This is a genomic window from Bradyrhizobium sp. Unk1 (assembly GCF_059512345.1).
The window spans coordinates 257,398-270,211 of sequence record NZ_JCAMOP010000001.1 but is presented as its reverse complement, the minus strand read 5'-3'; the positions used below and the strand labels follow the sequence as shown (position 1 = coordinate 270,211).

General features: G+C 66.9%; 12 protein-coding genes and 2 riboswitches. Of the genes, 11 read left to right on the top strand and 1 reads right to left on the bottom strand.

What is annotated here, in order from left to right:
- The first annotated feature begins 3 nt into the window (after positions 1-3).
- The 8 genes from cbiE (at position 4) to cobT (ending at position 7,197) form a co-directional block, all read left to right on the top strand.
- Entirely contained in the window at positions 4-1,185 is a 1,182-nt protein-coding gene (gene cbiE, locus AC5ZFO_RS01150) for a precorrin-6y C5,15-methyltransferase (decarboxylating) subunit CbiE (protein ID WP_282518959.1), read from the top strand.
- On the top strand, positions 1,182-1,550 hold the full coding sequence (locus AC5ZFO_RS01145; RefSeq protein WP_282518607.1) for a cobalamin biosynthesis protein: 369 nt from the start codon (positions 1,182-1,184) through the stop codon (positions 1,548-1,550). The genes cbiE and AC5ZFO_RS01145 overlap by 4 nt, the downstream gene beginning before the upstream one ends.
- Positions 1,547-2,329: a precorrin-4 C(11)-methyltransferase gene (cobM, locus tag AC5ZFO_RS01140; protein WP_282518606.1), complete on the top strand. Its 783-nt coding sequence runs from the start codon at positions 1,547-1,549 to the stop codon at positions 2,327-2,329. The genes AC5ZFO_RS01145 and cobM overlap by 4 nt, the downstream gene beginning before the upstream one ends.
- Complete coding sequence (locus AC5ZFO_RS01135) at positions 2,329-3,639, top strand: cobyrinic acid a,c-diamide synthase CobB (protein ID WP_282518605.1); 1,311 nt, start codon at positions 2,329-2,331, stop codon at positions 3,637-3,639. Before cobM ends, AC5ZFO_RS01135 begins: the two co-directional genes overlap by 1 nt.
- Positions 3,636-4,367: a uroporphyrinogen-III C-methyltransferase gene (gene cobA, locus AC5ZFO_RS01130; protein WP_014496536.1), complete on the top strand. Its 732-nt coding sequence runs from the start codon at positions 3,636-3,638 to the stop codon at positions 4,365-4,367. The genes AC5ZFO_RS01135 and cobA overlap by 4 nt, the downstream gene beginning before the upstream one ends.
- Before the next feature lie 46 nt (positions 4,368-4,413).
- Positions 4,414-4,629: riboswitch (cobalamin riboswitch) on the top strand.
- A gap of 37 nt (positions 4,630-4,666) precedes the next feature.
- Positions 4,667-5,344 carry an energy-coupling factor ABC transporter permease gene (locus AC5ZFO_RS01125; protein ID WP_282518604.1) on the top strand — a complete coding sequence of 226 codons (678 nt, stop codon included), beginning with the start codon at positions 4,667-4,669 and terminating at the stop codon, positions 5,342-5,344.
- Positions 5,345-5,384: 40 nt separating this feature from the next.
- Entirely contained in the window at positions 5,385-6,134 is a 750-nt protein-coding gene (gene cobF / locus AC5ZFO_RS01120) for a precorrin-6A synthase (deacetylating) (protein ID WP_282518958.1), read from the top strand.
- Positions 6,135-6,144: 10 nt separating this feature from the next.
- Positions 6,145-7,197 (top strand): nicotinate-nucleotide--dimethylbenzimidazole phosphoribosyltransferase, encoded by a 1,053-nt coding sequence (cobT, locus tag AC5ZFO_RS01115; protein ID WP_282518603.1) that lies wholly within the window; start codon positions 6,145-6,147, stop codon positions 7,195-7,197.
- Between the two features lie 6 nt (positions 7,198-7,203).
- Here cobT and AC5ZFO_RS01110 read toward each other — a convergent pair whose 3' ends face one another.
- The gene (locus tag AC5ZFO_RS01110; RefSeq protein WP_496121092.1) at positions 7,204-7,776 is read right to left on the bottom strand and encodes a histidine phosphatase family protein; all 573 of its coding nucleotides are present in this window, start codon (positions 7,774-7,776) and stop codon (positions 7,204-7,206) included.
- Positions 7,777-7,847: 71 nt separating this feature from the next.
- Positions 7,848-8,048: riboswitch (cobalamin riboswitch) on the top strand.
- A 115-nt stretch (positions 8,049-8,163) separates the two neighbouring features.
- Between AC5ZFO_RS01110 and AC5ZFO_RS01105 the strand changes: the two genes are divergently transcribed.
- The 3 genes from AC5ZFO_RS01105 (at position 8,164) to AC5ZFO_RS01095 (ending at position 12,806) form a co-directional block, all read left to right on the top strand.
- Positions 8,164-10,509 (top strand): TonB-dependent receptor, encoded by a 2,346-nt coding sequence (locus AC5ZFO_RS01105; protein ID WP_496121090.1) that lies wholly within the window; start codon positions 8,164-8,166, stop codon positions 10,507-10,509.
- A gap of 12 nt (positions 10,510-10,521) precedes the next feature.
- Entirely contained in the window at positions 10,522-11,943 is a 1,422-nt protein-coding gene (locus tag AC5ZFO_RS01100; RefSeq protein ID WP_496121088.1) for a PepSY domain-containing protein, read from the top strand.
- Positions 11,944-12,065: 122 nt separating this feature from the next.
- Positions 12,066-12,806, top strand: a complete 741-nt coding sequence (locus AC5ZFO_RS01095; RefSeq protein ID WP_496121086.1) for a maleate cis-trans isomerase family protein — start codon at positions 12,066-12,068, stop codon at positions 12,804-12,806.
- The last annotated feature ends 8 nt before the right edge of the window (positions 12,807-12,814 follow it).

Here is a 12,814-nt window from a genome sequence, read left to right as displayed (position 1 = left end):
TCCTTGGCTGATCCCTGGCTGACCATCATCGGTATCGGCGAAGATGGCCTTGCCGGGCTGTCCGAGGCAAGCCGAAAGGCGCTCGCCAAGGCAGAAACTGTTTTTGGTGGCGAGCGTCATCTCGCGCTTGCTGATGTGGGGGGGCGCGGTCGCCCGTGGCCGGTGCCGTTCGACGTAGACATCGTGCTGAGCTGCCGCGGCCGGCCGACGGTGGTGCTCGCCTCCGGCGATCCGTTCTGGCACGGCGCGGGTGCAAGTCTCGCCGAGAAGCTCGATGCCAACGAGTGGATCGCGCGTTCGGCGCCATCGACCTTCTCGCTCGCCGCCGCGCGGCTTGGCTGGCGCCTCGAAGCCATTGCCTGTCTCGGGCTTCATGCCGCCCCGTTCGAGCGTCTCGTGCCGCATCTGGTCCGAGGTGCGCGCATCATTTGCCTCGTGCGTGACGGCAAGGCGGCCGGCGAGCTCGCGACATGGCTGCGCGAGCGCGGGTGGGGCGCCTCGGCGTTCTGGACTCTCGCCGCGCTCGGCGGACCGCGCGAGAGCATCGCTGAGCATCGTGCCGACAGCTTTGCGGGCGATCTCGCCGAAAACCTAGTCGCAGTAGCCGTCGAGGCGAGGGGCAGGCAAGGCATTTCCCGCAGCTCCGGGCTGTCGGACGATCTCTTCATGCACGACGGCCAGATCACCAAGCGGCCGGTGCGCGCGCTCGCGCTCTCGGCGCTGGCGCCGCGTCCCGGAGAACGGCTGTGGGATATCGGCGCCGGCTCGGGGTCGATCTCGGTGGAATGGGCGCTGTGCGGCGGGACGGCGAGCGCCATCGAGGCGCGCGAGGATCGCGCCGCGAACATCCGCAGCAATGCAGCTGCGTTCGGATTGGCGCATCGGATTAATGTCATCGCGGCGACCGCGCCCGAAGCTCTTGCCGGACTGGAAGCGCCGGATGCCGTCTTTATCGGTGGCGGTCTCGATATCGCAATGTTCGATGCCATCTGGCCGCGGCTTGTGCCGGGTGCGCGCCTCGTCGCGCATGCGGTGACGCTGGAGACGGAGGCGCTGCTCGGCGAACTGCACCAGCGCCATGGCGGTGAGTTGATGCGGGTCGAGATCGCACATGCCGGCCCGCTCGGCCGCTACAGGTCCTGGGAAGCGTCGCGGCCCGTGGTGCAATGGAGTGCGGTTCGATGAAAGTCGCCGGACTCGGATTCAAAAAGGATGTCACGCTCGCTTCGTTGCGCGAGGCGCTTATGGCAGCCGGCGGTCCCGAAGGCCTTGCAGCGGTCGCGACTGTCAGCGACAAGGCCGATTCGGAGCCGCTCAAGCAGCTCGCGCGTGAATGCGGCGTGCCGATCAAGCCGGTTCCGGCGGACATGCTGGCCGGCATCGAGACGCCGACGCAGTCAAAACTCGTAGCGGAAAAGTTCGGCACGGGCTCGGTCGCTGAAGCCGCTGCGCTCGTTGCCGCTGGCCCTCGCGCGCGATTGATTGCGACGCGGGCGGTCTCGCGGGATCGCACCGCGACCGCCGCGATCGCGGAAGGAGACGGCCCATGACGGTGCACTTCATCGGTGCAGGACCGGGCGCTCCGGACTTGCTGACGTTGCGCGGACGCGACCTGATCGCGGCCTGTCCGGTCTGCCTCTATGCGGGCTCGCTGGTGCCCGAGGGCGTGCTGGCGCATTGCCCGCCCGGCGCGCGTATCGTCAACACCGCACCTCTGTCGCTCGACGAGATCATCGCGGAGATCGCGGCCGCGCATGCCGACGGCAAGGATGTTGCCCGCTTGCATTCCGGCGATCTCGCGATCTGGTCGGCGATGGGCGAGCAGCTGCGACGTCTGCGCGCGCTCGCCATTCCCTACACGGTCACGCCGGGTGTTCCGTCGTTTTCGGCTGCAGCAGCCGCGCTGGAGACCGAGCTGACGCTGCCCGGTCTTGCCCAGTCAGTCGTGCTGACGCGCACGCCGGGCCGCGCCAGCGCGATGCCTGAGGGCGAACAGCTCGCGGCGTTTGCCGCCACCGGTGCGGTGCTCGCGATCCATCTGTCGATCCATCTGCTCGGCAAGGTCGTCGCCGAGCTGACGCCGCATTACGGCGCGGACTGCCCCGTCGCAATCGTCTGGCGCGCGAGCTGGCCGGATCAGCGCATCGTTCGCGGCACGCTGGCGACGCTCGATGCCGCCGTCGGCACAGAGATGGAGCGCACCGCGCTGATCCTGGTCGGCAAGACGCTTGGCGCTGCGGACTTTGCCGAGAGCCGTCTCTATGCCGCCGATTACGACCGCCGCTATCGGCCGCTCGGCGCCGATCCGCGCTTTCCGGAGGCATCGTGATGTCGGCAGGGCTCGTCATCTCCGCGCCGGCCTCCGGCGTCGGCAAGACCACGCTGACGCTGGCGCTGGCGCGCGCCTGGCGCAATCGCGGACTGAACGTGCAATGCTTCAAGAGCGGACCCGACTATATCGATCCCGCCTTCCATGCCGCCGCGACGGGGCGCGCTTCCGTCAACGTCGATAGCTGGGCGATGGGTCGCGAAGCAATCGCGCATCTCGTCAGCCGCGGTGCGGACGCGGACATCGTGCTCGCGGAGGGCTCGATGGGCCTGTTCGACGGCGTCGCCGGGCGCGGCGTCTCCGGCACCGGCGCCACCGCCGACATTGCGGAGATGCTGGGCTGGCCGGTGCTGCTGGTGATCGATCCCTCCGGACAGGCGCAGACGGCGGCGGCGATCGCCGCAGGCCTTCGTGACTATCGCGCGGGTGTGCGCCTCGCCGGCGTGGTGCTCAATCGCGTCGCCAGCCCGCGTCATGAAGATCTCGTGCGGCGTGCACTCAACGACGCCGGCATCGCCGTGTTCGGCGCGCTGCCGCGCCATGCCGAGATCAGCCTGCCGAAACGGCATCTCGGCCTGGTGCAGGCCGAAGAGCAGGCCGAGATCGGCAAGCTGATCGACGAAGCCGCGCGCTTCGTCGCCGAGCATGTCGATCTCGATGCGGTGCTGCGATCGGCCGCAAGCTGGTTGCCGCAACCGGCGGCAAACGGCATGAATGTGACGCCGCCCGGACAGCGCATTGCGCTTGCCCGCGATGCCGCGTTCTCCTTCATCTATCCGCACATGCTGGAGACCTGGCGCGCGGCCGGCGCCGAGATCTCGACCTTCTCGCCGCTTGCCGATGAAGCGCCCGATGCCAGCGCCGATGTCTGCTGGCTGCCCGGCGGTTATCCCGAGCTCCATGCCGGCACGATCGCCGCCAATGCCCGCTTTCGCAGCGGCTTGCGCGCCTTCGCTGACACACGGCCGGTGCACGGCGAATGCGGGGGCTATATGGTGCTGGGAACTGCTCTGACCGATGCCGACGGCATTCGCCATGAGATGACGGGCCTGCTCGGACTGGAGACGAGCTTTGCCAAGCGCCGCATGCATCTGGGCTATCGTCTCGCTGCGCTCGCCGCGCCGATGCCGGGCCATCAGGTCGGCGCGCGCCTGCGCGGTCACGAGTTCCACTATTCGACGATTGTCGCGCAGCCGGATACGCCGCTGGCGGTCGTGCAAGACGCAACAGGCGCCGTTATCGCCGAGACCGGCTCGCGCCGCGGTCGTGCCACCGGCACGTTCTTCCATCTGATCGCGGAGGACCGGTGAGCGGTTTTGTCACTTTCATCTCGGCCGGCCCCGGCGACCCCGAGCTCCTCACGGTCAAAGGCGCCGCGCGGCTGCGCGATGCCGACGTCGTGCTCTACGACGACCTCGCCTCCGGCGCGATCCTCGATCTGGCCCGGCCGGGCGCCAATCTCGTCGCGGTCGGGAAGCGCGCGGGGCGGCCCTCGACCAAGCAGCACCACGTCAACCGGCTGCTGGTCGACTACGCCGCGGCAGGCGTCCGTGTGGTGCGGCTGAAATCGGGCGATGCCGGCATCTTTGGCCGGCTCGAGGAGGAGCTGGAGGCGCTGCGCGAAGCCGGCATCGGCTACGAGATCATTCCCGGAATCACCTCGGCCTGTGTCGCCGCCGCGCAAGCCGGCATTCCCCTGACCCGGCGCCACACCTCGCGCCGGGTGCAGTTCGTGACCGGAGCCGATGTCACCGGCGAGCTGCCGCAGAATTTGAACTGGGCGGCGCTGGCGGACCCCGAAGCGACCACCGTGGTCTATATGGGCCGGCGCACCTTTCCGGCGCTTGTCGCAAAATTGATCGAGCACGGCCTCGCCCCTGATACCCCGGCGCTGTTCGCCGAATCCCTCGGGCGTCCCGACGAGCGGCTGGTCCGCACCACCATTGCCGAGCTGGCCGAACAGCTTGCACGGGGCGGCGCGGCCTCGACGGCCGCCGTGATCCTGTTTGGCGCGCTGGCGGGGGATTATCCGTCATGACCGTCCCGGCCGCCCTTCGCCCTTGACGCCCGGCTGGCGAAAGGGGCACACAGGAGATGCATGGTGCTCGAGGTGGCGCAAACCGCCGGAGCATAATCGGGAATGGGGGTGGGCGGACAATTGCGCCGCCCAAAACCCCAGCCGCCCCCGCGACTGTAAGCGGTGAGGGGCTCCGATCAGCCACTGGGCCGCGAGGCTCGGGAAGGCCGGAGAACCCCAGTGAACCGCGAGCCAGGAAACCGGCCGTGCATGTTTTGTGGCCAAGGCCGTCGGGTGTGACGGCAGGAAGGAACTGAACCATGCATATCGAACCCGGGATAGTATCGGGCGCCAAGCTCGTGTTGAGTTACGCAACCGGCATCGCCGTCGGCGGCGTTGCGTTGAAGCTCGCGGTCGAGACCGTGCGCGAGCAGGGCATCACGTCGTTCGCGGCGCGGACGCTCGCCACCACGGGCCTCGTGTTCGTCTTCTTCGAGATCCTGCCGCACTTCCCGGTCGGCGTCTCCGAGGTGCACTTCATCCTCGGCTCGACCCTGTTCCTGCTGTTTGGGGCAGCGCCGGCGGCCTTCGGCCTTGCGTTCGGACTGTTGTTCCAGGGCATCTTCTTCGAGCCGCCCGATCTGCCGCAATTCGGCATGAACGTCACCACGCTGCTGGTGCCGCTGTTCGGGATCCAGGCGATTGCCTCGCGGATCATTGCCCGCAACACCGCCTATGTCGATTTGAAGTACCGTCAGGCGCTGGCGCTGTCGACCACGTATCAGGCCGGCGTCATCGCCTGGGTCGCGTTCTGGGCGCTCTATGGCTCCGGCTTCGGTGCGACCAATCTCGTCAACATCGCAACCTTCGCGGCCTCCTACGCGCTCGTCATCGTGATCGAGCCGCTCGCCGATCTCGCCGTGCTGGCGCTGGCGAAATCGCTGCGCGGCGTCACCGCGCCCGGCTTCGTCACGCCGCGCCTTCACAACGCGGCCTAAGAGACAAGGGGCGGCCGCGATGGCCGCCCCTGCACGCGCGATGCTCACGCTCTCCCTGATAGGCATCGGTTGCGGTGATCCCGAGCAGCTCACGCGCGCCGCCGTTCAAGCCATCAACGCGGCCGATCTCATCCTGATCCCGCGCAAGGGGAGCGCAAAATCCGATCTCGCAGATCTCAGGCGGACGATCTGCGCGGATGTGCTCACCAATCAAACGACGCGTATTGCCGAGTTCGACCTTCCCGTGCGCGATGCCGGTGAAGCGGACTATCACAAGGGCGTGGACGATTGGCACGAGGCCGTGGCCGCGGCGTGGTCGCGGACGATCGCGAGCCAGCTCGGTGATGACGGCAAGGTCGCGCTGCTGATCTGGGGCGATCCTTCGCTCTACGATTCCTCGCTGCGCATTGCGCGGCGTCTCGATCCCTTGCCTGATATCGAGGTCGTGCCCGGCATCACCTCGATCCAGGCGCTCTGCGCGGCGCATGCGCTCCCGCTCAACGACATCGGCGAGCCCTTCCTGGTCACGACGGGCCGTCGCTTGCGCGAAGGCGGCTGGCCGCAGGGCGTCGATACCGTGGTGGTGATGCTCGACGGTGGCACGGCATTCCAGTCGCTCGATCCAAGCGGGCTGCACATCTGGTGGGGCGCCTATCTCGGCATGCCCGATCAGATTGCCATGTCGGGCGTTCTGGCCGAGATCGGCCCGCGCATCGTTGCCGCACGACAGGATGCGCGCGAGTGGCACGGCTGGATCATGGACAGCTACATTCTCAAGCGCAGGCCGTAAGCGAGGCAGCATGCTCCCCGAATGGGTCACCCAAAAATGCCCCGAGATTTCCGCGGTTCATCGCGAGGCGGCGCTCGCGCGTCAGGCGCAACTCACAAAACCGGCCGGCGCGCTCGGCCGGCTGGAGCAGCTTGCGGTCGAGCTTGCGGGCCTGCAGGCAACCGAGCAGCCGCGCGCCGCGCGGGTGCCGATCATCGTCTTCGCCGGCGATCACGGCATCGTCGCGCAGGGCGTGTCGGCCTATCCGCAAGGAGTGACCATCGCGATGATGGCGAATTTTGCCTCGGGCGGTGCCGCGATCTCGGTGCTGGCGCGTGAGCTTGGCTCAAACCTTGAGGTCGTCGACGCCGGCACGCTGGCGCAGGAGGCGATCGCGGGCGTTGTCACCGACAAGCCGCGCCAGGGCACGCGCGATTTCAGCGTGGAAGCCGCGCTCACCCCGACGGAGCTGGCATTCGCCTTCGAGGCCGGTCAGCGCGCAGTCGCGCGCGCGGCAGCCGGCAGGCCCGATCTCCTGATCTTCGGCGAGATGGGCATCGGCAATACCACGACGTCGGCGGCGATTGCGGCGAGCCTGCTCGGCATCAGTGCCGAGGAGATCGCGGGCAGCGGTACCGGCGTCGATGCGGCCGGCCGCGCGCACAAGGCGGGTGTGATCGATGCGGCGATTGCGCGTCACGGCGTTGCGGGCGCTTTGCCGGAACAGATTCTGTGCGCCGTCGGCGGCCTCGAGATCGCGGCGATTTGCGGTGCCATCATTGCGGCTGCGCAAGCCCGCATTCCCGTGTTGATCGATGGCTTCATCGTATCGGTGGCAGCGCTGGCGGCGGTGCGGCTGAACCCGTCGTGCCACTCATTCCTGCTGCCGTCGCATCAATCGGCGGAGCAGGGACATCGGCTGGTGCTGCGTGCGCTGAACGTGCAGCCGTTGATCAGCCTCGATCTCAGGCTCGGCGAAGGATCGGGCGCGGCCATCGCGCTGCCGCTGGTGCGGCTCGCGTGCAGCCTTCACAACGGCATGGCGACCTTCGCGCAGGCCAACGTGCCGGATCGCCCGGCCTGATCCGGCTCAAGCCGCGCGCTGATTGACCGCGACGACGCGCCAGCCCGCGGCGAGCCGGTCGATCCGGGTCAGTGACAACGGATCGATCACGAAGCGCAGGGCCGCTTGTGGTGTCAGGTCCAGCGCAATGCAGAGTGCGGCGCGGATCGTGCCGGAGTGCACGACGAGCGTTGCCGAGCCGGCGCCGATTTGCGCGAGACCGAGCCGGACGCGCGCGACCTGATCCTCGAAGCTTTCGCCGCAAGGCGGCCGCCCGTGCGCCGGATCGCTCCAGAACTGCACATAGGCCTCACCGCCGGTCGCCGCGAGCTCGTCATGCCGCCGGCCGGTCCAGTTGCCAAAATCCTGCTCACTGAACTCGGGCACCAACGCGGGTTCGAGTCCCAGCGCGCGCGCCGTCTCGACCGTGCGTCGCGCCGGGCTCGCCAAGCTCGCAGCATCTGGCGGGAGCCTCTGCCGCAACGCCTCCAGCTGCACGCGATCGCCGAGATCGGCGGGCGCGTCGGCCGCGTGGATCGTCCCTTTGACGCCGTCAACGGGCGCATGCCGTATCAGCCAGAGGAAGGTCTCGCCTTCCATGCTTATCTCCAAGGAAGTTGGTCGCTGCGGCAATAACGTCGCACCGGCACATTGACTCCGTCTTGTTGGTAATCCTAGATGGCTTTGACGGTTTCCCCGAGTGGGGATGAAAAGGGAATGCGGTGCGGGGATTTGTCCCCAATGCCGCGGCTGCCCCCGCAACTGTAAGCGGCGAATCTTGCGTCACGAGCCACTGGGTATCTCGGTCCCGGGAAGGCGATGCAAGGTACTGACCCGCGAGCCAGGAGACCTGCCGTCAGCCGTGGTCACACGCGAAGATGTCGGTCGGGGAGTACAGACATTCGGCTTCATCGGAAGGCTGGAAGGCCGAAGGTTGGACCTGGTTCGCTGTGACGTGCCACTGACGTCATACCGAGGTCCAAGACCGTGTCTTCCATCCGTATCGTACGACCGCGCAGCGTCCTGCTCGCTTCCGCCGCGCTCACGTCCTTTGCCGTTCTCGATCTGCCCACCGCGCTGGCGCAACAGGCCCGCGAACCGCTGCCGCCCGTGGAGGTGTCGCCCGCCCAATCCCGCAAGCCGGCTGCCCGGGAAGCCCAGAGCACGCGCCGCGCGGCCGCACGCAGGCCGGCCGCATCCGCAGCGCCAAAACCCGCCGTGACGCCTGCGACGGCGCAGACGCCGCTCAACACCAATGCGGTGGCCGAAAGCGCCTCGCGCCTTGGGCTGACCGTGCGGGAGATACCGGCCACCGTGGAAGTCATCTCGGCCGAGACTATGCGCGAGCAGGGCTATCGTACCGTGTCCGAGGGGGCGCAGGGCGCGGTCGGCGTGACCTCGGGCGACGCGCCGGGGGAGCCGGCGGGCTTCTCGATGCGCGGCTTTACCAACAGCCAGATCAACACGCTCTACAACGGCATCAAGATCGGCCCGCAGAACATGACCTCGCGGATCATGGACACGGCCAATCTGGAGGCCGTGGAGTTCCTCAAAGGCCCGGCCTCGCTGATCTCGGGCGAGGGCGCCGCCGGCGGCTCGATCAATCTTGTCACCAAGCAGCCGCACACCGGAGCGATCCGCAACGAGGCTGATTTCTCCTGGGACTCGCTGAACTCATTCCGCGCCCATTACGGCTCGGGCGGCAGCACCAATGTGCAGGGGCTGGACTACCGCTTCGACATCAGCCGCTCCTCGCTCAACGGCTTTGCCGACGACACCAATACCAAGACGCTGGATGTGTCTGGCCAGCTCAACTACCGCATCTCCGACAGCCTCAAGGTCTGGGGCGCGATCGAGTACCGCGAGGATCGCGGAAAGGCCTATTGGGGCGCACCGCTGGTGCCGGTCGCCTTCAGCGGCTCGCATGCGACGGCAGGGATTGTCTCCGGAAATTACGTCTCGAACTACAACAAAACCGATCTCGGTGCGGTCACCATCGACGACCGAACCTTCAACACCAATTACAACGTCCTCGACAACCGCAACGTGGCGCAGGAAGTCTGGCTGCGCGGCGGTTTCGAGCTGAAGCTCGCGCCTGATCTGACGTTGAAGAGCCAAGCCTATGGTTATGGCGCGGAGCGTACCTGGTTCAACAATGAGGTCGAGGCGTTCAATTCCGGTACGAACCTGGTCGATCGTGAACGCTTCTACGTCGCACACAGCCAACGGCTGGTGGGCAATATCACCGACCTGATCTGGGACACGAACATCGCCGGCTTCGACAACCGGCTGGTTACGACACTGTCGTCGAGCTATCTCGATTTCGTCCGGCCGGGCGCCGCAAACTTCCCAGGCGACTCCGTTTCGCTGATCGATCCCAATCGCGGCTATTACGGTTTGCTGACGACGCAGCAGCAGACCGCGCGCATCGACAACGAGGCCTTGTCGTTCGAGGACCGGCTGAAGCTGACCCGCAGCTTCGCGCTGATTGGTGGTTTGCGAGTCGAGCATATCGGGCTCGACCGCAACTCGACCGACAAGAACGGACTGGAGAAAGCGGGCTTCCCGTTCTCACAATCCTGGGTCCCGACGACGGGTCGCATCGGTTATACGTGGGACGCCGTCCCCGGCTTAACCTTCTTCAGCCAATACGCCACCGGCGCCGACATCTCGGCCAACAATATATTCCTGCTTGCTCCGACCCAGAACCTGGACCTGACCACCGCGCGCACCTACGAGACCGGCGTCAAGCACCTGTTCTGGGACAACCGGGCGGAGTGGTCGTTCTCGGCCTATGACATCGTGCGCAAAAACGTCTATGCGGCAGCCGGCGGCCAGACGCTCAACATCGCGGGACGGCAGGAATCGAAAGGTGTCGAGCTTGCCGCCGCGGTGCGCCCGATCGAGCCGCTGCGCCTCTGGGGCAACATCGCGTATGTCGATGCCCGTTATGCCGATTACAACTTCGTCGGCGGCTCGTTCTCTGGCAATACGCCGCCGAACGTGCCGCGCATCGTGGCCAATGCCGGTGCGTCGTACCGGTTCTTCACGCCTTGGCCGGTGGAACTCGGCATCACGGGCCGCTATGTCGGCGACCGCTACAACACCGATGCCAACGTCGTGACGATGAAGGCCTACACCGTCGCCGACGTCTACGCCTTCGTCGACATCCCGAAGACGGTGTTCAACGCGGTCGACCAGGCCCGTCTGGGCTTCCGCGTGCGCAACATCACCGACAAGCGCTACGCGATCTGGGGCGATCCGTTCTATCCCGACCAGATCCTGCTCGGTGCGCCCAGGACCTATGAGCTCTCGGCCGCGTTCAAATGGTAGGGCATTGATCACATGATGAACGCGATCGTCCTGCTGCATCGCTGGATCGGGATCGCGTTCTGCCTGCTGTTCGCGATGTGGTTCGCGAGCGGAATCGTGATGCACTTCGTCCCGTTTCCGTCATTGACGGAAGCGGAACGCTTTGCCGGGCTCGCGCCGGTTGATCGCGGAGAGGTGAAGATTGCGGTCGCGGATGCCGTTGCCGCGGGCGGGATCGCGGACGCCACGCGCGTTCGCCTGGTCCAGCGGAGCGACGGGCCGGTCTATGTCGTATCGAGCCCGTCGCGTGTGCGCGCGGTCCATGCCTCCGACGGACGGGATGCATCGGTGGCGTCCGCCGGCGTCGCGGTCGGTATCGCGCGGGATCATGCCCGGCAACGCGGGCTCGATGCTGCGCGGGCGGCGATGATTGCGGGCGCGGATTATGATCAATGGAGCGTACCGAACGGCTTTGATCGACATCGGCCTCTGTTGCGCGTCGCTCTTGGGGATGCGGCCGGAACCGAGATCTATGTCTCCTCGCGCACCGGCGAAGTCGTGCTGGATACGACCCGCAGCGAGCGCGGGTGGAATTGGGCCGGCAGCGTCCTGCACTGGATCTATCCGACAGTCCTGAGGAGCAACTGGTCCCTTTGGGATCAGGTGGTCTCGACATTGTCGCTTGTGGCTCTTATCGCGGCGACGCTCGGCGCGGTGCTCGGAATTATCAGGATCAGGATTCGAGGCCGCCGGATCTCGTCGCCTTATCGCGGCTGGCACGCGCTGCATCACATCATTGGTCTCGTCGCGACCGTTTTCGTGCTGACCTGGAGTTTCAGTGGCTGGCTCTCGATGGATCACGGCCGGCTGTTCTCGCGCGGGGAGCTGACCCCGACCGAAGCGGGCGTGGTGTATGCCGCGCCGGACTGGACGACCGCCCCGCCGTTCGGTCAGCCGTCGGCTCGCGAAGTCGAATGGTTCGCCGTCAACGGTGTTGTCTACCGGCGCGACCGGACCGGCCTCGCCAGTCAGACCTTGACTAAAACGGAGGAGGCGATCCGCAGCCGGCAGGTGGCATTCCTCGGCGAGAGGGATGTCCATGACCTGACGACGCGCCTTGCGCCGGGCTGCGGCGCCCCGTCCGTTCTTGCCGACAATGACGACTATCCCGCGCGCTCCGCCGTCCCCGGAGCGCCCGCCTATCGCTCCCGATGCGGCGACCTCTGGTTCGACATCGACGGTGCCGACGGCCGCGTGCTGCAACGCCTGGATGCCTCGCGGCGGGCCTATCGCTGGTTCTACAGCGCGCTGCACACGCTCGATTTTCCCGTTCTCATGGCGCATCCGCGTCTGCGCGATGTCCTGGTCGTCGGGCTCTGCTTGCTCGGGCTGGCATTTTCCGTCACCGGCATCGTCATCGGCTGGCGGCGCTTGCGGTCGACCTTCGCGGCTTGAGCTGCGTATCGAACAAATCATATGCGCCATGCAAATTGCGGGTTGCGCGGGCGATGGCAGGCGCGGATGATCGTCCGAGGGGGGCGCAGCGGTACATTCCCTCAATTGGGCGATCGCAATCGATGTCAATTCAGCGCAAGCGCCTCGGCATGATGACCCCGTCGTCCAACTCGGTGCTGGAGCCTGTCACCTATTCCATGCTGCATGGCGTGGACGGCGTCACCGCGCATTTCTCGCGCTTCCGCGTCACCGAGATCGCGCTCGATGCCGCGGCGCTGAACCAGTTCGATGCCTCGGTGATGCTGCCGGCGGCGGATCTGCTGGCGGACGCCAAGGTCGATGCCATTGCCTGGAACGGTACGTCGGCAAGCTGGCTCGGTATCGGCCGCGACCGGAGCCTGTGCGAGGCGATCGCGGCGCGGACCGATATCCCGGCGACGACCTCCACGCTCGCCTGCATCGACGCCGTCCGCGCGCTCGGCGCCGGACGCGTCGGCCTGGTCTCCCCCTATACGGACGATGTGCAACGGCGTATCGGCGATGTCTGGGCCGAGGAGGGGATCGCCCCTCACGTCGAGCGGCATCTCGGCCTGCGCGATAATTTTTCCTTCGGTGAGGTCACGCCCGCGACGATCGCCGACATGATCCGCGCGGTCGCGGCGGACGGCGCCGATGCCGTCGTCATTCTCTGCACCAATCTCGACGGCGCCGCGCTGACCGCCTCGCTCGAACGGGAGTTGGGCATCGCCGTGCTGGACTCGGTCGCGGTCACGCTGTGGCGGACGCTCGAACTCGCCGGTGGCGACGTCGCAGCCCTTGCGGCTTGGGGCCGGATCTTCCAGACATCAGCGGTTATCAAGTGACGGAGACG

What these genes read in the sequence shown, in the direction of transcription:
- cobF (WP_282518958.1), top strand. Translation starts at nt 5,385, where the DNA reads ATGCTCACGCTCTCCCTGATAGGCATCGGTTGCGGTGATCCCGAGCAG.
- AC5ZFO_RS01135 (WP_282518605.1), top strand. Translation starts at nt 2,329, where the DNA reads ATGTCGGCAGGGCTCGTCATCTCCGCGCCGGCCTCCGGCGTCGGCAAG.
- cobM (WP_282518606.1), top strand. Translation starts at nt 1,547, where the DNA reads ATGACGGTGCACTTCATCGGTGCAGGACCGGGCGCTCCGGACTTGCTG.
- cobT (WP_282518603.1), top strand. Translation starts at nt 6,145, where the DNA reads ATGCTCCCCGAATGGGTCACCCAAAAATGCCCCGAGATTTCCGCGGTT.
- AC5ZFO_RS01145 (WP_282518607.1), top strand. Translation starts at nt 1,182, where the DNA reads ATGAAAGTCGCCGGACTCGGATTCAAAAAGGATGTCACGCTCGCTTCG.
- AC5ZFO_RS01110 (WP_496121092.1), bottom strand. Translation starts at nt 7,776, where the DNA reads ATGGAAGGCGAGACCTTCCTCTGGCTGATACGGCATGCGCCCGTTGAC.
- AC5ZFO_RS01125 (WP_282518604.1), top strand. Translation starts at nt 4,667, where the DNA reads ATGCATATCGAACCCGGGATAGTATCGGGCGCCAAGCTCGTGTTGAGT.
- AC5ZFO_RS01095 (WP_496121086.1), top strand. Translation starts at nt 12,066, where the DNA reads ATGTCAATTCAGCGCAAGCGCCTCGGCATGATGACCCCGTCGTCCAAC.
- AC5ZFO_RS01100 (WP_496121088.1), top strand. Translation starts at nt 10,522, where the DNA reads ATGATGAACGCGATCGTCCTGCTGCATCGCTGGATCGGGATCGCGTTC.